The organism is Myceligenerans pegani, from assembly GCF_014892515.1.
Taxonomy (GTDB): Bacteria; Actinomycetota; Actinomycetes; order Actinomycetales; family Cellulomonadaceae; genus Myceligenerans; species Myceligenerans pegani.
Genome location: NZ_JADBGR010000057.1, coordinates 129,735 through 148,476 on the forward strand (window position 1 = coordinate 129,735; position 18,742 = coordinate 148,476).

The following is an 18,742-nucleotide window of genomic DNA, read 5'->3' on the forward strand; positions in this document are numbered from 1 at the left end:
CGGTAACCTTGTTCTCTGGTCAGCAGTTCCCGCGCGTGCGTCGACGAGCTGCGGCCACCCCAGTCCGTAACGGCGAGACCCTCTCGCCGCGCAGCAGGAGAAGGTTCAGGTGCCCACCGGCAAGGTCAAGTGGTTCGACGCCGATCGTGGCTTCGGTTTCATCGGGAGCGACGACGGCGGCGAGGTGTTCCTCCATGCCTCCGCGCTGCCCGCGGGCGTCGTGCCCAAGCCCGGGGCGAAGGTCGAGTTCGGCGTCGCGGACGGACGCAAGGGGCCGCAGGCGCTGGCCGTCCGCGTGCTCGACACCGCGGTGCCGTCGGTCGCCAAGAACAAGCGCACACCGCCCGACGACATGGCCGTGATCGTCGAGGACCTGCACAAGCTCCTCGACGTCGCGGCGAACAGCCTGCGGCGAGGGCGGTACCCCGCCAACTCGGAGCAGATCGCGAAGATGCTGCGCAAGGTCGCGGACGACTTCGCGGCCTGATCGACCACCCGTGAGGCCCACAGTGACGACGACAGCACCCGCCCGGCGCGCCACCGCTCGCCGTACTACTCGCACCAGCCGCGACGCCGTGCTCAACGGTGCCGTGGAGCTGGCGCTCGCCGCGGCCCAGGAGGTCGCGGAGCACCCGTCGGACGTCGGCGAGCACCTCGGCACCTCCCAGGAGGCCGACCGCGTGGTGTCGCACCGCTTCGCGGCGACCATGAAGGGGTACCGCGGCTGGCACTGGACCGTGACCGTGGCCCGCGTCCCCCGTGGCCGCACCGCGACGGTCTCCGAGGTCGAGCTCCTGCCCGGCGACGAGGCGATCCTCGCCCCGGCCTGGGTCCCGTGGTCCGAGCGCCTGCGCCCCGGCGACATCGGCTCGGGCGACGTGCTGCCGTTCCGCGCCGACGATCCGCGCCTGGAGCCGGGGTTCACGCCGACCGGTGACCCCGAGATCGACGAGGTGGCGATCGACGAACTCGCGCTCGCTCGTGCGCGGGTGCTGTCGCCCGAGGGCCGCGACGCGGCGGCCGAGCGGTGGTACCGGGGTTCGCGCGGTCCGACGTCGGCCGGCGCGGTGGCCTCCGCGTCCGAGTGCCTCAGCTGCGGCTTCCTGATCCCGCTCGCCGGTCCCATGGGGCAGCTGTTCGGCGTCTGCGCGAACGAGTGGTCGCCCGACGACGGCAAGGTCGTCTCGCTCGACCACGGCTGCGGGGCGCACTCGGAGACCGACGTCGAGACCCGCGCGAGCGACTGGCCGGACCAGGCCCCGCTGGTGGACGACGGTGCGATCGAGGCGGTCGGCGCCGAGGACTGATCGAGGCGGTCGGCACCGGGGACGGTGCGGACTGCTTTCGCAGCGTGATGGTGCCGGCGCGTGGCCCGGCAGCCGCGCGTGCGACCCGGGTCCGACCGTCAGGCCTTGCGTCGGCGGGCCCAGAGGATGCCGGGCGCCCCCAGGGCGAGTCCCGTGCCGCAGATCGCGACGGCGGACCAGCTCGCCGCGCCGGTCAGGGCCATCACGAGCGCGACGACGAGCGCGACCGCCCAGACCGCCATCCCGGCGAGGAGGACGCGCGCGAGGTTCGCACGCGGGGCCGGGGGGCTGGGGCGACGCCGTTCCGGATGCGCCAGGAGCTCGACGATGGTGGGCACGGGACCAGTCTAGGGAGCCGCGTCAGAGCGACGGCCAGCGGGGCCGCGGCCTGATCGCGCGCAGCAGTGGCGCCAGGCCCTCGGTGATCTGGTCGAACGAGGCGCGGTAGGCGGACGCTGGGCGCCCGTAGGGATCGACGACGTCGTCGTCGTGCCGGGCTCCCGCGTGGCGGGGGCGCTCGCCGAGGGCCAGGGGGACGAGCGCGGCGAGCCGGGCGGCGTCGTCGGGCAGCGCCGAGGGATCGAACGCGCCGGCCGGGATCGTGCCCACGAGCCGGCCGAGCTCGCGCAGCGTGAGGGTGCGGCGGACGGCCGCGGGGACCTGGTCCACCACCCAGGCGCGGTGTCGCACGGTGAGGGCGAGGATCAGGTCGGCCTCCCGGATCATCTCGGGGGTCGCCTGCCGGGCGGCGAAGCGGCTGACGTCGCCTCCGGCGGCGGCCACGAGCTCGGCCATCCGTTCGGGGACGGGGTGGCCGACCAGGGCGCCGGTACCCGCGCTCGACACGCGGACCGAATCGTCGAGTCGGCCGGCCAGCAGGGCCGCGGCGGCGGGCGAGCGACAGATGTTCCCGGTGCAGACGGTGAGCACGGTGTACGGCATGGGGGCGCGGACCTTCTCGTCGGGGACTCTTCGCGTCATGGTGGTGCAGAACCAGAGCGCGGTCGTGTTGTCCACAGGCGATCACACTTGCGCAGGACTGGTCGTGGACCCGCCGGTAACGTATCGCGCAACGGTGTATTCCGCCGGGGATATCCGCCCGAATGTCTGATGTCTGTCCGATCGGGACTCCGATGTCGAGGGGCGGAAATGCGGACCGAGTTCTGAATTCCAGGCAGGGGGGCCTGTGACACATCCGGGATGGGGCGACAAATGGGCGGGCGCTCCGCAGTTCACGGCGCAGCCGGCTCGTCGGTCCGGTTCCGAGCTCCTCGAGCGCGCGCCGGAACTGCCGGACGGGGCGCCGGCGCGGCCGCCGCGCCGACGAGAGCCCTTCTGGAACGGGAGACGCCGCCGCGCGCTGCGAATCGTGCTGTGGGCGGCCGTCGTCGCGCTGCTCCTCCTCGCCGTGACGGTCGGCTGGGCGGCCGTCGACGCCCTCCGGGCGCGTGCCGCGCTGTCCGACGCGGCCGCCGGTGTCACCGCGCTGCGGGAGGACGTCCTCGCGGGGGACACCGACGGACTCGAGGCGCGGCTCTCCGGCATCCAGGAGGACGCGCGTCGCGCGCATGACGCCACCCGTGGGCCGCACTGGTCCGTGGCGCGGGAACTGCCCGGGACCGGCCCTACGGCCGAGGCGATCGCGACGATGTCCGAGGTGGTCGACGAGCTCGCGCGGGGCGCCCTGCCGGATCTCGCCCGAAGCGCGGAACTCGTCGATCCCGGGACCTTCGCCCCCCGGGACGGCCGGATCGACCTGGAGCCGCTCCGCAAGGTGGCGCCCGATGTCGTCCGTGCCGACCGGTCCGTGGAACTCGCGGCCGAGCGGGTCGGGCGGCTGGACGGTGCGATGCTGCCGCAGGTCACCGCTGCCGTCGCCGAACTCCGCGCACAGATCGACGGCCTCCGGTCGACGACGGCGACGGCCGCGCGGGCGGCGGACGTGCTGCCCCCGCTTCTCGGCGCGGAGGGCCCGCGCGACTACCTGGTCCTCGTGCAGAACCCGGCGGAGCCCCGCGCGCTCGGGGGCATCGCGGGAACGGTGCTGCTGCTGCGCGCCGTCGACGGCACGGTGACGCTCGCGGACCAGCTGCCGGGTGGCACGCTCGGCCCGTACGACGAGCCGGTGCTTCCCTTGACGCCGGACGAGCGGTCGGTGCTGGGCGCCGGTGGCGAGGTCGGGCGCTGGATGCAGAACGTGACGATGACGCCGGACTTCCCGCGGACGGCTGAGCTGGCACGGACGATGTGGATGCGCGAGACGGGACAGCGGGTGGACGGCGTCCTCACGACCGACCCGGTGACACTGGCGGCGCTGCTGCGCGGTACCGGGCCGGTCGAGATCGCCGAGGGTCGGCGGGTCGCCCCGGACGAACTGGCGGACTACCTGCTCCACGACGTGTACTTCGAGCACGAGGAGCCACGGGCGCAGGACATGATCTTCGCGCACGTCGCCAAGCAGGCGTTCGATCGGCTCTCCGACCCGCGCGAGGGCGGCGAGGCGGACATGATCGCCGCGCTCGCGGAGTCCGCGCGTCAGGGGCGGCTGCTGGTGTGGTCGAGCGACGACGCCGTGAACCGGCGGCTCGCCGGTACCGTGCTCGACGGCTCCCTGACCGGTGTCCGCGGCGACTCCCCGGTGGTGGGCGTGTTCACCCAGGGGATCAACATGGCCAAGATCGCCTACTACCTCGACACCGAGGTGGACGTGGCGGTGGTCGCGGAGCGCCGGGACGGCTCGCGGGAACTCGACGTGACGGTCACGTACACCTCCAGGGTTCCCGAGGGCGGGGCCGGGGTGATGCCGGAGTACTTCGTGGGGTACGGCGAGAAGAATCCCGGAGAGATACGGCTGCGCTCATTGGTGTACGCACCCGCAGGTGGATGGGTTGCGGGCGCATATTCGGGCGATCAAGAAATCGGACTTACCCCGAAGAAGCAGGGCGAATTCTCGGTGGCTTCGCGAGACATTGAACTGTCGCCCGGCGCGACAGTGTCTGTGACCTATGCCATGATCACCGGGAAGCGTCAATCCGGAGACATCATTCTTCGTGTTACTCCGGGCCCCAGGCCCGCAGATATCACGATCTCGGATGATCTGCTGGGCAGAGCTGAATGACGTGGAGCGGGCGCCAGGAGTTCATTTCGGGCCCGTGAGTCAGGTGCTGTTACGCACCTTCACGCAGCAGAACGCAACACACAGGGGAAAAGAGCAATGCTTCGACGCATTATCGCCGCCTCCTTCACACTCGCGGCTCTCACCATGCCTGTCGGCGCAACGAGCGCCGTAGGCGACGACAACGGCGACGATTACGGCCCGGACGAGTTCTTGTGCACGATCTCGCTGAGCGACTCCGTGGTCTTCGAGGGAACACCCGTCGACGCCACGGTGTCCTGCGCCGTGGACACCACGGGCCTTCTCCAGTTGATCGACGAGGACGGCGGCATCGTCGACACCGCGGAGCTGACCGTCGCGGGCAGCGGCGACGCCACCATGAACGGTGCCGCCGGCGACACCGCCGCGATCGAGCCCGCCTCCGTGGCCGTCGCCTCCGCGGACACGACGGCCGCGCGGATCACCACGACCGCGCTGCACACCACGAACGTCGGCACCACCGCGGCCGAGCCCGCCGCGGTCCGGCCCGCCACCCAGATCGTGGCCATGGATGACGCCGGCGGCGCCTTCCTGGCCAACGACGACGACCCGGCGACGCTCACCATGGTGGACCTGAAGGCGGGCGACTACACGGTCAGGTTCGTCGATCCGGACGACGGCGACCTGGCGAACCCGGCGGCCTTCACGGTCCTGCCGATCCCGCCCGGTCACGACGGCAAGCAGCCCGGCGACGACGGGCTCGCCGCGACGGGCGCGACGGGTCTGCCCTATCTGGCGGTGGCCGGCGGCCTCCTGCTCGTCGGCGTCGCCGCCCTCGTCGTGACGCGCCGGGCGCGCGGCAGAGCCTGACCACGGAGGCCGCGCTCGTCCGCGCGGCCTCCTCCCCGGCCGTGGTGCTGGGCCGGGTCTACCTGACGTCAATCACCGGGCCGGGTGCCGTGCCCCCAGTGGGCGCCGCGCCCGGCCCGGTGGCCGGACGAGTGATCTCGGGATGGATCGTGACGATCGAGAGAAACACCGTGTCGGTCCCCGACCTGGATCGCGAGACCAGGGCGCTGGAGGAACAGTTCTCCGGGCCGCCGTCGCCCGCGAAGGGTGCGGACGCGTTCCAGATCGAGATCCCGCGCCCGCGACGGGGCGCCGCCGCCCGCTGGCAGGACGGTCTCACCACGCGGGCGCTGGCCTACGACCTGATCGCCGTGAGCCTCGGCGTGGGCCTCGGATACTTCCTGCGGTTCGACCGGGCCGTCGAGGTCGAGCTGCTCGAACCGCGCGGCGGACTGTACGTCCTGCTGAGCGTCGTGCTCGTGGAGGGATGGGTGCTCGCCCTCGGCCTGGCCGGGTCCAGGAGACCCGAGATCATCGGCTCCGGCCGCGAGGAGTACCTGCGCGTGACCCGCGGGTCGCTCGCCATGTTCGGCCTCGTGGCAGTGATCTGCTTCCTCGCGAAGTTCGACCTGGCGCGCTCGTACGTGGCGGTGACGCTCCCGGTCGGGCTCGCGCTGCTCGTGCTCGGGCGATGGCTGCTGCAGCGGCGACTGCACGAGCGACGTCGCCGGGGCGAGTGCCGCCGGCGCACCGTGCTCGTCGGATCGCGCGAGGCGGTCCGCGACCTCGGCCGCCGCATCGAGCGGGCGAGCGGCGCCGGCTTCGAGGTGGTGGGCGTGTGCGTGCGCGGTGGTGCCGGATCCGCGTCGCCGGTCGACGGCGTGCCCGTGCTCGGCTCCGTCGAGCAGGCCGCCGACGTCGCGGCGCGGGTCGACGCCGACGCCGTGGCCGTCACCGCGCACGAGGGCGCGACGCCCGCCGCCCTGAAGCAACTCGCCTGGGACCTGGAACCCACCGGCGCGAAGCTCGTGGTGGTACCCGGCCTGGCCGACGTCGCCGCCCCGCGGCTCGTCGTGACACCCGTCGACGGCGTGCCGATGGTGCAGGTGACCCATCCCGGCTACACGGGACCGCAGCACGGCGCCAAACGCGCGTTCGACCTCGTCGGCGCGACCGTGATCCTGGCGGTGACCTTCGTGCCCCTCGTCGTCTGCGCCGCCCTCGTGCGGCTCACCTCCCGCGGGCCGGCCCTCTTCCGCCAGCAACGCATCGGGCTGAACGGCGAGCCGTTCACCATGTACAAGCTGCGCTCCATGCGCCTGGGGTCCGAGGCGCGGCTGACCGAGGCGCTCGGCGCCGAGGCCGGCGTCTTCTACAAGCCGCGGAACGATCCCCGCGTGACGCGGGTCGGGCGCTTCCTGCGCAAGTACTCGATCGACGAGTTCCCGCAGCTCATCAACGTCCTCAAGGGCGACATGAGCCTGGTGGGGCCGCGACCGCAGGTCGCCGACGAGGTGCGGCAGTACGACGACATGTGGAAGCGTCGCCTGTACGTCAAGCCCGGGCTGACCGGCCTGTGGCAGGTGAGCGGGCGCAACGACCTGCCGGTCGACCAGAGCGTGCGGCTGGACCTGTACTACGTCGAGAACTGGTCCCTGCTCGGGGACGTGGGGATCATCCTGCGCACGGCGCGGGAGGTCTTCATGCCGAGCGGGGCGTACTGAGCGGCCCTCCGGCCACGGGCCGCCGCGGGCGAGACACCGCCGCGCCCGAGACACCCGATCCCGACCCCGAACACGAGGAGAACGTCCGTGGGCACAGACGGCGACGTCGCCCTGATCACCGTGACCTACAACAGCGCCCGGGCCCTGGCGGAGTTCTGGGAGGGCAAGCCCTTCGGCCCCTACCCGTGGATCGTCGTCGACAACGCGTCCTCCGACGATTCCGCACGCGTCGCCCGCGAACTGGGCGCCCGCGTGCTCGACCTCCCGTCCAACCAGGGGTTCTCGGCGGCCAACAACATCGGCGCGGCGACCGTCGACGCGGACGTCCTGATCTTCTGCAACCCGGACGTCACGGTCACGGAGGACGGGATCGCCGCCCTCGCGGACGGCGCGCGCCGGTACGGCGGCATCGTCGCGCCGCAGCTCGTCAACGCCAACGGGACACCGCAGGAGAACGGCCGGGGAACACCGTTTCTCACGCGGAAGCTCAAGCACCTGTTCCGCCTGCCCGACGAGCGGTACCAGCGTTTCGCCCGGCCGGGCGAGCTGGTCGACGTCGTCTGGGCGATGGGCGCCGCCCTCGCGATCACCCGCCGGGACTTCCAGGCGCTCGCAGGTTGGGACGACGGGTTCTTCGTCTACTACGAGGACGCCGACCTGGGCGTGCGGGCCTGGCAGCAGGGCCTGAGCGTGCGGGTCGACGGCGACGTGCGGTGGCTGCACGGGTGGGGCCGCGAGACCGGGCGCGGATTCTCGGCGAGCGCGTGGAAGCTGGAACTCGCGGGTGCCTGGCGGTTCTACCGGAAGCACCCGTACTGCCTCCTGCCCGTGGGCCGGCGCGCGGAACAGCTGCACCGGATCGACTCGGCGGGCGCCATGATCGGGGTCGGGGCATGAGCGGCGGCGCAGCGCGCGCCCGAGGGGCCCGCCGGAGGTGGGGCACGACCCCGCAGCTGTCGCTCGTCATGACCGTGCTGAACGAGGAGCGCGGCCTGCCGGCGTTCCTCGAGTCGCTGTCGGCCCAGACACTGCTGCCCGACGAGGTGGTGGTGGTCGACGGCGGCTCGACGGACGCGACCGTCTCGATCCTGGAGTCCTGGGGTGCGACCGCCACCGTGAAGACGACGGTGATCGAGGCACCGGGCGCGAACATCTCCGAGGGGCGGAACCTCGCGATCGAGCGGGCCCAGCACGAGCTCATCGCCGTGACCGACGCCGGCACGTGCCTCGACGCGGGATGGCTCGATGCGCTGGTGGCGGCGAAACGGGAGGACGTCGACGTGGTCGCCGGATTCTTCGAGCCGATGTGGACGTCGTGGAGCGAGCGGCTGTTCGCCACGGTGCTGATGCCGCTGCGCGACGAGATCGATCCGGACACGTTCCTCCCGTCGAGCCGCTCGCTGCTCGTCACCCGGGACGCGTGGCGGGCCGCCGGCGGCTATCCGGAGTGGCTCGACTACTGCGAGGACCTGGTGTTCGACCTGGCGATGAAGCGGGACGGACTCCGGTTCGCCTTCGCGCCCGGCGCAGTCGCGCGCTGGTCGGCGCGGGACACCTGGCGCGCCTACGCGAAGCAGTACTACCGGTACGCACGGGGCGACGGGAAGTCCGGCCTCTGGCCCAGGCGGCACGCGCTGCGCTACGGGGCCTACCTGGCGGGGATCGCGGGGTGGCTCGGCCCGTACCCCGCCGTGGTCCGCCCCCTGCTCGTGCTCGGCTTCCTCGGCTACTGCGCCAAGTTCTTCCGCCGGGCCTGGCGGCGGCGTCCGCCGGGGGCGCTCGCCACGCTGCGTCTCCTGACGGCGGTCCCGGCCGTGGTGGTCACGGGTGATCTGGCGAAGATGGCGGGCTACCCGGCGGGGCTGGCCTGGCGGCGCAGGTCGCGTCCGGGCGAGTAGGCCAGCACCAGCACGGTGGCGAGGCACATCACGAAGAAGAGCTCGTTGTGACTCGAGTAGAACGTCGTCGCCGCCATCAGTGCCACGAAGAAGCTGGCGAACACGAACTCCCGGCGGCGCAGCAGGCGGACGAACGCGTGGACGGCCAGGACCACGAACCCGACGGCCACCCACAGGGGGAACTCGAGCAGGATCGACCCGAGGCTGGAGTGCATCGGCGCGGTGCCCTCGGCGATCGCGGCGAAGGGCAGCCGGTACAGGCGCAGGTCGACGTCGCTGTTGTACAGGACGCCGGCGAACCCGCCCGGCGTGATCCCGAACAGCACGTTCCACAGGTTCTCCGTCTTGAGCTCCGCGCCCGCCAGGAGCAGGTCGAGGTGGCTCTCCGTGGAGGCCACGGCCGCGCCGTCGTCGGCGAGCACGCGCTCGAGCCCGGCGCTGAACCGGTCCCCGGCCAGGAGGGCGACCGCGGCGGGGGCCGCGAACGCGGTGGCCAGCACGAGGTGCGAGAGATAGACCTGCCAGGCTGCCCGCGCCCCGCCCCGCACCTCCCGGTACGCGAGGAAGAGCGCGAGCAGGAAGAAGGGAGCGAAGGTGTAGGGCAGGCGGGACGGCGTGATCAGCGCGATGCCGAACAACGCCACCGCGACGACGATCCGGTGCGGGCCGCGGCCGAACCGCAGCGCCGCGAAGGCAAGGAAGCACGCGGCCACCGACCCGTGCGACTTGTCGTCGAACCCGAGCGTCGGGAAGCGCACACCCTGGGCGATCTCGAGGGCGTAGGCCGCCAGCAGCACGACGAGGCTGACCGGAACCGCCCGGCGGATGCCCTCGGCGAACGCGGGACCGGCCGACCGCTCGCGGCACGCGCGGTAGATCCCCACCAGGTAGATCGTCGCGAGCAGGAAGTACCCGGCGTGGAACGGCGACGCCGTGTATCCGTACCGGAGGGCCGCCGCGACCGCGGCGATCGCCACCGACGCCAGGCCGAGTCCGACGAGAACGAGATCCTTCGGGCGCAACAACCGCGGAAGTGCCATGAACAACAGGAGCGTCCCGGTGATCTGTGCGACGTTCGAGACCGCGAAACGGCCCGTGAGCTTCATCCCGAGCAGCATTCCCACGATCATCACGACGGTGGACGCGACAATCAGCTTTCCTGCCCGCGGGCTGATATCCGGTTCGCCCGCGATCTCCTTCGTGGGTGGGGCGACGAGCGTCATTCTCGGTGCTTTCCTTGCGCGGGCGGCCGATGTCGCCCCACCATAGCCAGGCCCGGCGCAGTCCGCATTGTCGGGGCGTCGCCGGAACGTCGTCGTGTGATCGTCGGCGCGCGATCCCGGACTTGTCGGGATACGCTCCCAACCGGGAAGCGGGTGATTTCCGCGCCGCACGGGATGCGGTTCTTCCCGCCGGATTCTTCTGAATGCTCCCGGCTCGGAGGTCTTATGGGACTGGCTGAATATCTCGGCGTGCTCCGCAAGTACTGGACGACCATCGCGGCGACCGCGGCGGTCGCCGTCGTGCTCGCGGTCGTGGTGACCGTGCTGGCCACGCCGCGCTATCAGGCGTCGTCCCAGGTCTTCGTCTCCGTACGGGGCGGGGAGGACTCCGTGAGCTCGCTCGTGGCGGGCCGGAACTTCTCCGCCGAGCAGGTGACCTCGTACACCGAGCTGGTGACCAGCCCTCGGGTGCTGGAACCCGTGATCGAGGAGCTCGGCCTCGCGGACACGCCGGCGTCGCTCGCGTCCCGTGTCTCGGCCGAACGGCCCAAGAGCACCGTCCTGATCAACATCGCCGTCACGGACGAGTCCCCGTCGGTCGCCGCGGGCGTGGCGAACGGCATCGCGGACAGCCTGGCCACCGTCGTCCCGGAACTCGAGACCGACGAGGGCAGCGAGACCTCGCCGGTCGAGATCAGCACGATCCGCGAGGCGACCGTGCCCGAGGCGCCCGTCTCACCCCGCTCCGCGCTCAACGTCGCGCTCGGGCTGCTGGCGGGCCTCGTGCTCGGGGTCGGCGTCGCGGTGCTGCGCGACCTGCTCGACACGCGCGTCCGCACCCCGGCCGACGTCGAGGCGATCACCGGCGCGTCCGTGATCGGCATGATCCCCTTCGACGCCGAGACACCGAGGCAGCCCCTGATCGTCTCCGAGAGCCCGCACGGCCGGCGCGCCGAGGCGTTCCGGCGCCTGCGGACGAACCTCCAGTTCCTCGAGGTCGGGAGCAGCTCGCGGTGCTTCGTCGTCGTCTCGGCGCTGCCCGGGGAGGGGAAGTCGACGACGTCGATCAACCTGGCGATCACGCTGGCCGACGCCGGCTCCCGGGTCGCCGTGGTCGACGGCGACCTACGCCGCCCCAGCGTCTCGCGGTACCTCGGGCTGGAGGGCTCCGTGGGCCTCACCACCGTGCTGATCGGCAAGGTCGATCTCGCCGACGCCATGCAGTCGTGGGGCAACGAGAACCTGCACGTGCTGCCGTCCGGCCAGATCCCGCCCAACCCGAGTGAGCTGCTCGGGTCGGTCCAGATGGTGCGGGTCATCGAGCGGCTCACCAAGGAGTACGACGTCGTGCTCATCGACTCCGCACCGCTCCTGCCGGTGACCGACGGCGCGATCCTCGCGAAGATGACCGGCGGCGCGATCCTCGTCGTCGGCGCGGGCGTCGCGCACAAGGCGCACGTCCACGAGGCGGCCGGAGCTCTGCGCACGGTCGACGCCGACCTGGTCGGCACGGTCCTGAACCGGAGTGAGCTCGCCGAGCGGTCCGGCTACCGGTACCGCTACTACTCGAGCGACGAGGACGCGCCGCCGGTCGGGAGCCATCGCGGCGCGAGGAACCCGTTCGGCGTGCGGAAGATCGTCCGCCTCGGTCGCCGCGCGGCCGGCCTGGGCCGCCGTGCGACCCGATTCGCCCGTCGCGCCCCAGGCCTCAGCGAGCACGCCGTGCGCCCGCGTCCGCGCCGGGCGGCCGGGCGGGGCGCCACGGATCGTCGTGCCGCCGCGCGCCCCGGCACGCGAACGACCGAGACGGCGGACGCGCGTCCCACCGCCGTCGTGCCGCCGGGCGGGCCCGCGCCGGAGGAGGGGGCCTCGCCGGAGGCGACCCTCACGGACGAGGCGGCAGCCGTGGGCGAGACCGCGGCGGCCGACCGGGAGGAGCCCGCGGAATCGTCTGCGCAGGTGACAGTGCCGCGCGGGCCGGCCGGCGAAGCGACGGAGGCCGACGGGCTCGCAGTGGCCAGCCCGCCCACGCCGACGGACGGGGGCGATGAGGCCGAGCCCGAAGCGACGGAACCGGACGCGGCCGCCGCTCTCGGGGACGTGGCCGCGCGCGACCGGGCGTGGCCGCCCAAGGAGGCGCAGGCGTCCGCTGCCGACGGTGAGTTCGCCGACGGTGAGCTCGGCGAGTCGCCGGACCACCTGGTCGACCAGATGTCATGGCCGCCCGTGAGATCTCCCCGCTGAAGATCGCCCCACCGAGGCGAGCAAGGAGCACCCGACGAGTGATTGCGCAGCTGAACCGGGAGTACGTGAGCACGGCCGGCCTCCCGCCGGCGATACGACGGCTGGCCGCCTACGTGTTCTTCGAGGGCCGGCCCGCCGTGGTGCGGGGGCAGTGGTTCAACCCGGTGGTCCGGGCGAACCTCGGCCTGGGGATGCGCCTGGGGATCCGGGAGGTGGACCGGCCCGTCTTCGTCGTCGGCATCGGGAGATCCGGGACGACGCACCTGAGTCGGCTGCTCAGCGCGCACCGGGACGTCGCGTGGCTGAACGAGCCGAAGCTGATCTGGAACATGGTGCGCGGCGACGAGGACGTCAGCGGCTTCTACGCACCGCGCGGGCGGTTCCGCCTGGAAGCCCGGGACGCGACCCCGGACGTGCGGGCGCGGGCCCAGAAGCTGTTCGGCTACTTCCTGTCCGTGGTGCGCGCCCCCCGGCTGGTCGACAAGTACCCCGAGATGACCTACCGGATCCCGTTCCTGAAGGCCCTGTTCCCCGACTGCAAGATCGTCGCGATCGTGCGCCGGCCGGACGACTTCGTGCACTCGGTCCTGGCCTGGAACGAGCGCAACGCCCACGACGGCCAGGACTGGTGGGGCGTCGGCGACAGCAAGTGGGGCCACATGCGTGCCGAGCTGGTCCCCAGCGACCCGGCCGTCGACGCCGCCCTGCCGGCCGCGGGCGAGCGCGCACCGAGCCCGGCGGAGAAGGCCGCGACCGAGTGGTCCCTGGGGATGCGCTCGATCCTCGCCTCGCGCGACCAGATCGACGAGATCGTCCGCTACGAGGACCTGGCGCTGCACCCGCACAAGACCATCGAGGGCCTGCTGGAGACGTGCGAGCTCGCGCCGAGTCCGGAGGCGCTCGCGCTCGCCCGGCGGTCGACGTCGAGCAGGTTGCGCGACGAACGGGCCGACTTCGGCGCGCTGGGCGCCGTCGTCGCCGACACGCGGGAGGCGATCGGCGTATGAGACCGGTGATCTCCGTCGTCATACCGTGCCTGAACGGCGCCCGCGACCTCCCGCGGCAGCTCGACGCGCTCCTGGCGCAGGACTTCGACGGCGACTACGAGATCGTCGTCGCCGACAACGGATCCACGGACGAGAGCCGGGACGTCGTCGCCGGATACGCGGCCCGGGACCCGCGGGTGCGGGGCGCCGACGCCGGCTGCGTGCGAGGCATCAACCACGCGCGGAACGTCGGGGTGAGGCACGCCCGCGGAGCGTTCATCCTGCTGTGCGACTGCGACGACGAGGTGCAGCCGGGCTGGCTCGCCGCCATGGACCGGGCCCGCGCGGCCGGCGGTCCGTGCGTCGGGGGCGACCTGATCCGCGAGCTGCCCGACGGGACGGTGACCGTGCGGGAGAGCGGCGTCGAGCGGTCCACCTGGCCCGACGTGCCCCGGCCGTTCGGCGCCAACTGCGGGTTCGCGCGCGAGGTCTGGGAACGGATCGGCGGCTTCGACGAGTCCTTCCAGGGTGGGGGCGACGAGTCCGACTTCTTCTACCGCGCCCACCTCGCGGGCTTCCCGACGACGGCGGTCCCGGACGCGGCGATCCGGTACGTGGAGCGCGACGGCGTGCGGGCGATCGCGCGGCAGTACTTCAACTACGGCAAAGGGCGCGCGAAGCTCTTCAGCAAGTTCCGGCGGTACGGCATGCCGCGTCCCGCGCCATGGCGGGTGCCGCTGGTGGTGGGGGGTGCTGTGGTGTTCATCCTCGTCGGCGGACGAGGTGGGGTGCAGCGGCGGCGGGGGATCGGCCTGGTGGCGAACCGCGCCGGCCGCGTGGTGGGGAGCTGGCGGGAGCGGACGTTCTGCGTCTGAGGCCAGACGTCACACTCGGTCCGCTATGACCCGTCTGGCGACGCGGCCCAGTCTGCTGCGGAGTTGTGGGGGGATGACGCCGAGGGCTCGGCGGGGGAGGAGTTTGCGGGCTCGGCGGTAGGCCGAGGCGGTGTCGAGCTGTTCGAAGGCGAGGGCGAAGTCGGCGCGGAGGGTGTCCGCGGCCGGGTAGGTCGCGGGTGTGTCCCCGTCCGGCGTGGCCAGCGTGGACAGGTGGTCCCACGTGCGTTCGGCGACGTCGCGCAGGTACGGCGGGATCGACAGGTCGTCCCACGTGACCGAGACGCGCCGCAGGTCCGGGTCCACGAACGCGTCGACGGCGGCCGTGGCCTCGGCGTCGTGCCGCAGCGCGCGGCGGATCCCGAGCGTGCCGGCGGCCTGGCCGACGGGGTCGCGCCAGTTCGACAGCAGCTCGTCGTACCGGACGAAGGCGCGGGGCGCGCCGCGGGTGGCGAGCTCGGTGTGCAGCATGCCGTTGACCCACATCGCGATGCCGTCGGCGTCCCGCTGCGGCCCGTAGTAGGTGGACTTGCTGCGCACCACCTCGGGCGGCGGCCGGAGCATCGTCGCGAAGGAGGCTCGCGCGCCGGCCGTGCCGGCGGCGCGGCGCCACGGCGTGAGGAACCAGACCAGCCGGGGATCCTTGAGCACGAGCTGGTCGGCGACGCGGAAGTGTTCGTCGAGCCAGGCCGCGGCCGCCGCCGCGGTCCCCGCGTTCGCCGCGGCGTGCTCGACGTCGGTCGCCGCGCCCGGCCGGGGGTCGGCGACCGCGACGCCCGCGCGCCGGAGAACGGCGTCGTGCAGGTCGACCATCCACTGCGGTTCGTTGAAGCCGCGAGGATTCGTCTCGTCCGCCCCGACCTCCGGCGTGGGAACGTGGCATCCGAGTCGCCGGAGAATTCCCGCGATGGTGCTCGTTCCACTCCTGCCGGAGCCGACGACGAAAACCGCTTCCCGGCGGTGGCTGTGGCTGCTCATCGGATCAAGTTTCACGCGGTCCGGGACGTGGTGCATCCGCAGAGGAAATGCGATCACCGGTAGCGGGCGCGCAAATCCGGACGGGTCGGTAACGTCCTCGGACATGGGCCGAATTCCACGCGGCATTCTGCATATCGGCGCGGAGAAGACCGGTACGACGGCCATTCAGACCGCCCTGGTGAATCAGACCGCCGAACTGCGACGGCACGGCGTCTGCTATCCGTCGTCGTTGCGTTCGGGACGCGTCGCCAGCCATACGCGGCTCGTGACCGCGGCGGCCGACCCGCACCGGATCGACGACCTGCGGCGCTGGGCGCACGTGACGAGCCCGGACCAGGTCCCGGCGCACCGGGAGGCCGTGACGCAGGGGCTGGCCGAGGAGCTGGCGTCGTGGGATCCGGACGTCCTGCTGCTGAGCAGCGAGCACTGCCAGAGCCGGCTGCGGAGCGTCGCCGAGGTCGCCACCCTCCGCCGCCTGCTCGCGAGGTTCTGCGACGACATCACCGTCGTCGTCTACCTGCGTCCGCAGCACGAGGCGGCGCTCAGCCTGTACAGCACGCGGCTCAAGGCGGGACTGCCGGCGGGGGACCCCTTCTCCGGCGAACCCGCGCAGCCGGGGTTCTTCGACTACGGCGCCCTGGTGAACCGGTGGGCGAGCGTGTTCGGGCAGGAGCGTGTCCGGGTCCGGATCTACGAGAAGGGCGCCCTCGCGGGCGGGAGCGTCCTCGAGGACTTCCGGGAGGTGGCGGGCCTGCCGGTGCCGTTGCAGCCACCGGCGCGCCCGGCGAACCCGTCGCTCAGCCCGCGCGGTCTGCGCGTGCTCGGAGCGGTCAACATTGTGCTGCCGCGGTTCGTGCTCGGCCGGAAGAACCCGGTGCGGGCGCCGGTCGCCCGTGCGGTCGAGCGGCTGTTCCGAGGCGACGGGCCGGTGGTGGGCCGGACGGAGGCGGTCCGGTTCTACGAGCGCTTCGCGGCGACGAACGAGGTGGTCCGTCGCCGCTTCTTCCCCGACCGGCCGACGCTGTTCAACCCGGACTTCAGGATCTACGACTGAGGGCCCGTACGCCCCACGGGGCGGCGTCGTGCAGGTTGTCGACGTCGTACCCCAGGCGCGCGATCCGGGCCGCGTAGCGGTCGGCGATCTCGCGGCGGTAGCGCGGCAGCAGGGCCGGATCGGCGATCTCCCGGGCCACCGCCTGACGTGCGCGCCACGGCCGGCGGCCGGCCCGCCGCAGGTGCCCGGCGGCGCGGCGCAGCACGCCCGAGCACGTGGCGTGCCACGCTCGCTCGTAGGTGTCGCTGCGGTGCACGTCGACGGCGTCGGCGGGAATCGGCGGCGTGCCGAGGAACTCCGCGACCCGCCCCAGCACGTCGCCCGGCTCGCGCATCAGGTGCTCGTACCGCACCACCAGAAGATTCTCGACGCATTCGGCGTCGTCGGCGAAGACCTCGTGGGCGTGCACCCAATGCCCGACCAGCCGGGGCAGGCCCACGCCGTAGCGTCCCGTGCGCAGCCCTGCCCACTTGCGGATCGCCAGCGCCTGGACCACCGGGTGGCGCGTCACGGCGATGAACCGCGCGTGGGGATACAGCTCCTGGAGATACCGCATCTTGGTGAGGTTCGGGGGCGACTTCTCCACGAGGAATCGCGCGTCGCGGTCCCAGTACGGGGCCCAGGCGTCCCACAGCTCCCGGGCGGCGTGCGGCGTCGCGTCGTGCTCGGTGAGATGCGCCTCCGGGGCGTACGCCCACCGGTCCATCCGGCCCCGCGCGCCGGTGTACACGCGCTGGAGGTGCTGCCCCTCGTCCATCGGCACGCCGGTGTTCCGCAGCCCGGAGCTGCCGGGCACCGTGCCCAGGATGTCCGCGACGAGCGTGGTGCCGCTGCGGTGCATCCCGCCGATGAACACCAGACGGTGCCCGTCCCAGGGCGCGGGGTCGATCGACATGCTCACTACCTTGACCGGCACCGGCCGGGAGCGCACGTCGGCGGGACGGCGGACCGGTGCTCGACGCGCGATCGCGCGCGGGCCTGCCTACCGTGGGCGTCGTGACCAATCCGACCGCGAGCCTCGCACGGACCGGCGCCCGCGGCGGGGTCGTGACGCTTGCCGGGCAGGCCGCGACGGTCCTGACCCGCACGGTCGTGCTGATCCTCCTCGCCCGTCTCATCGCCCCCGAGGCGTTCGGCCTGGTCGCGATCGTCACCGCCATCGCCACGTTCGCCACCGCCGTCATGCTGTTCGGGATCCCCATGGCGGTCGTCCAGGCCGAACACGTCAGCGCGCGGGCGAAGTCCACGCTCTTTCTGGTCAACGTCGGCCTGGGCGTCCTGTTCGCGGCGGTGATCTCCCTCGCGTCCGGCCCGCTCGCGCGGTTGTACGACGACGAGCGCCTCGCCGCCGTCGCCGGCTGGATCGCCCTCGTCCCGCTGGTCAACGGACTGATGATCCAGTCGCGCACGCATCTCATGCGGAACCTCCGGTTCACGCGCCTGTTCGTGGCGGAGACCGCCGGGCTGCTCATCGGCGTCGGCGTCGCGGTTCTCCTCGCGGTGCAGGGGGCCGACATCGAAGCGGTCGTGGCGCTGCAGGTCGCGCCCGTGGCGGTGCAGGCGGTGCTGGTCATGGTCGCGGCGCGCTGGCTGCCCGGGCGGCCGGGAGAACTGCGCGAGACCGGCGCACTGCTCCGGGTCGGAATGCGCATCCTGGGCATGAACGTGCTCAAGAGCGGCGCCCGGAACGTCGTCGTCCCCGTCATGGGGCTGACCGTGCCGGCCGCCGCCGTCGGCGCCTTCGACCGGGCCCAGCACCTGATCGTCGCGCCGATCAACCTCACCGTGGACCAGATGCAGCGCGTCGCGGTGCCCGTGCTGTCGCGGCTGCGCGGTGAGCCGGGCCGGATGCTCGCCTACATGCAGCGCGCGCAGCTGCTCGGCACCTACGGCACCGCCACGCTGTTCCTCGTGGTCGCGGCCCTCGGCGAGCCGATCGTCCGCATCCTTCTCGGACCGGACTGGGACACCGCGGGGACGGTGATCCAGATCCTCGCCGCCGGTGCCACCTGCCGGGCACTCGCGCAGACGATGCAGTGGGTGTTCATCTCCGCCGACGCCACCACGCAGGGCCTGCGGTTCAACCTGTGGTCCCAGCCGCTGGTCGCGGCGCTGTCGCTGGCCGGCCTGCCGTGGGGCGTGCTCGGTGTCGCCACCGCGAACTCCGTGGCGTGGGCGCTGCTGTGGCCGACGGCGACCCTGGTGGCCGCGCGCTCCGCGGGCTTCCCGGCCGGGTCCCTGTTCCGCGGACCGGCGCGGGCGCTCGCCCTGTTCGGGCTGCCCGTGATGCTCGCGGCCGCGCTGCCGCGGCTGCTGGACCTGGACGACTGGTCGACCGTCCTCCTTGGCGCCGGCGCGGCGGTGTGCGCCGGCCTGCTGTCACGGTGGGCGTTCCGAGCCGTCCGCGCCGATCTCGGGGCGCTCGCCGCTACCGCACGTCTCGCCCTTTCACGGCGCCAACCTGCACGAACGGGACCGATCTGACACACTTC

The 18,742-nt window shown here is 72.6% G+C and carries 17 protein-coding genes; 12 read left to right on the forward strand and 5 right to left on the reverse strand.

Annotation, left to right across the window (positions count from 1 at the left end; genetic code table 11):
- The first annotated feature begins 109 nt into the window (after window positions 1-109).
- Both IIE03_RS05760 and IIE03_RS05765 read left to right on the forward strand, forming a co-directional pair.
- Window positions 110-487 carry a cold-shock protein gene (locus IIE03_RS05760; protein ID WP_192861778.1) on the forward strand — a complete coding sequence of 126 codons (378 nt, stop codon included), beginning with the start codon at window positions 110-112 and terminating at the stop codon, window positions 485-487.
- Window positions 488-509: 22 nt separating this feature from the next.
- Window positions 510-1,307 (forward strand): DUF3027 domain-containing protein, encoded by a 798-nt coding sequence (locus IIE03_RS05765; RefSeq protein WP_192861779.1) that lies wholly within the window; start codon window positions 510-512, stop codon window positions 1,305-1,307.
- Window positions 1,308-1,405: 98 nt separating this feature from the next.
- Here the strand turns inward: IIE03_RS05765 and IIE03_RS05770 are convergent, their stop codons facing one another.
- Together IIE03_RS05770 and IIE03_RS05775 are read right to left on the reverse strand one after the other, a co-directional pair.
- On the reverse strand, window positions 1,406-1,645 hold the full coding sequence (locus IIE03_RS05770; RefSeq protein WP_192861780.1) for a DUF2530 domain-containing protein: 240 nt from the start codon (window positions 1,643-1,645) through the stop codon (window positions 1,406-1,408).
- Between the two features lie 22 nt (window positions 1,646-1,667).
- Window positions 1,668-2,324, reverse strand: a complete 657-nt coding sequence (locus IIE03_RS05775) for an arsenate reductase/protein-tyrosine-phosphatase family protein (protein ID WP_318842823.1) — start codon at window positions 2,322-2,324, stop codon at window positions 1,668-1,670.
- 169 nt (window positions 2,325-2,493) lie between these two features.
- On the opposite strand from IIE03_RS05775, the gene IIE03_RS05780 reads away from it, so the two are divergent.
- The 5 genes from IIE03_RS05780 (at window position 2,494) to IIE03_RS05800 (ending at window position 8,872) form a co-directional block, all read left to right on the forward strand.
- Complete coding sequence (locus tag IIE03_RS05780; RefSeq protein ID WP_192861781.1) at window positions 2,494-4,425, forward strand: DUF4012 domain-containing protein; 1,932 nt, start codon at window positions 2,494-2,496, stop codon at window positions 4,423-4,425.
- A gap of 144 nt (window positions 4,426-4,569) precedes the next feature.
- Window positions 4,570-5,271, forward strand: a complete 702-nt coding sequence (locus IIE03_RS05785) for an LPXTG cell wall anchor domain-containing protein (protein ID WP_192861782.1) — start codon at window positions 4,570-4,572, stop codon at window positions 5,269-5,271.
- A gap of 149 nt (window positions 5,272-5,420) precedes the next feature.
- The gene (locus IIE03_RS05790; protein WP_192861783.1) at window positions 5,421-6,974 is read left to right on the forward strand and encodes a sugar transferase; all 1,554 of its coding nucleotides are present in this window, start codon (window positions 5,421-5,423) and stop codon (window positions 6,972-6,974) included.
- Window positions 6,975-7,061: 87 nt separating this feature from the next.
- Window positions 7,062-7,871, forward strand: coding sequence for a glycosyltransferase family 2 protein (locus tag IIE03_RS05795; protein WP_192861784.1), 810 nt, complete (start codon window positions 7,062-7,064; stop codon window positions 7,869-7,871).
- Entirely contained in the window at window positions 7,868-8,872 is a 1,005-nt protein-coding gene (locus IIE03_RS05800; RefSeq protein ID WP_192861785.1) for a glycosyltransferase, read from the forward strand. Before IIE03_RS05795 ends, IIE03_RS05800 begins: the two co-directional genes overlap by 4 nt.
- Here the strand turns inward: IIE03_RS05800 and IIE03_RS05805 are convergent.
- Complete coding sequence (locus IIE03_RS05805; RefSeq protein ID WP_192861786.1) at window positions 8,824-10,095, reverse strand: hypothetical protein; 1,272 nt, start codon at window positions 10,093-10,095, stop codon at window positions 8,824-8,826. The two genes, IIE03_RS05800 and IIE03_RS05805, sit on opposite strands and share 49 nt — an antisense overlap.
- A gap of 225 nt (window positions 10,096-10,320) precedes the next feature.
- Between IIE03_RS05805 and IIE03_RS25660 the strand changes: the two genes are divergently transcribed.
- Genes IIE03_RS25660 through IIE03_RS05820 form a run of 3 tightly spaced genes read left to right on the forward strand, consistent with a single transcriptional unit; the run spans window position 10,321 to window position 14,200 of the window.
- A complete protein-coding gene (locus IIE03_RS25660; protein WP_225997307.1) occupies window positions 10,321-12,339 on the forward strand; it encodes a tyrosine-protein kinase domain-containing protein in 2,019 nt (672 codons plus the stop codon).
- Window positions 12,340-12,377: 38 nt separating this feature from the next.
- Complete coding sequence (locus IIE03_RS05815; protein WP_192861787.1) at window positions 12,378-13,346, forward strand: sulfotransferase family protein; 969 nt, start codon at window positions 12,378-12,380, stop codon at window positions 13,344-13,346.
- The gene (locus tag IIE03_RS05820; protein ID WP_192861788.1) at window positions 13,343-14,200 is read left to right on the forward strand and encodes a glycosyltransferase family 2 protein; all 858 of its coding nucleotides are present in this window, start codon (window positions 13,343-13,345) and stop codon (window positions 14,198-14,200) included. The genes IIE03_RS05815 and IIE03_RS05820 overlap by 4 nt, the downstream gene beginning before the upstream one ends.
- Window positions 14,201-14,209: 9 nt before the next feature.
- Here the strand turns inward: IIE03_RS05820 and IIE03_RS05825 are convergent, their stop codons facing one another.
- The gene (locus IIE03_RS05825; RefSeq protein ID WP_192861789.1) at window positions 14,210-15,196 is read right to left on the reverse strand and encodes a sulfotransferase family protein; all 987 of its coding nucleotides are present in this window, start codon (window positions 15,194-15,196) and stop codon (window positions 14,210-14,212) included.
- 178 nt (window positions 15,197-15,374) lie between these two features.
- On the opposite strand from IIE03_RS05825, the gene IIE03_RS05830 reads away from it, so the two are divergent.
- The gene (locus tag IIE03_RS05830; RefSeq protein ID WP_192861790.1) at window positions 15,375-16,250 is read left to right on the forward strand and encodes a hypothetical protein; all 876 of its coding nucleotides are present in this window, start codon (window positions 15,375-15,377) and stop codon (window positions 16,248-16,250) included.
- Here IIE03_RS05830 and IIE03_RS05835 read toward each other — a convergent pair.
- Entirely contained in the window at window positions 16,234-17,145 is a 912-nt protein-coding gene (locus IIE03_RS05835; RefSeq protein ID WP_192861791.1) for a sulfotransferase family protein, read from the reverse strand. The genes IIE03_RS05830 and IIE03_RS05835 overlap by 17 nt on opposite strands.
- Before the next feature lie 101 nt (window positions 17,146-17,246).
- On the opposite strand from IIE03_RS05835, the gene IIE03_RS05840 reads away from it, so the two are divergent.
- Window positions 17,247-18,734 carry a lipopolysaccharide biosynthesis protein gene (locus IIE03_RS05840; RefSeq protein WP_192861792.1) on the forward strand — a complete coding sequence of 496 codons (1,488 nt, stop codon included), beginning with the start codon at window positions 17,247-17,249 and terminating at the stop codon, window positions 18,732-18,734.
- Window positions 18,735-18,742 lie beyond the last annotated feature (8 nt).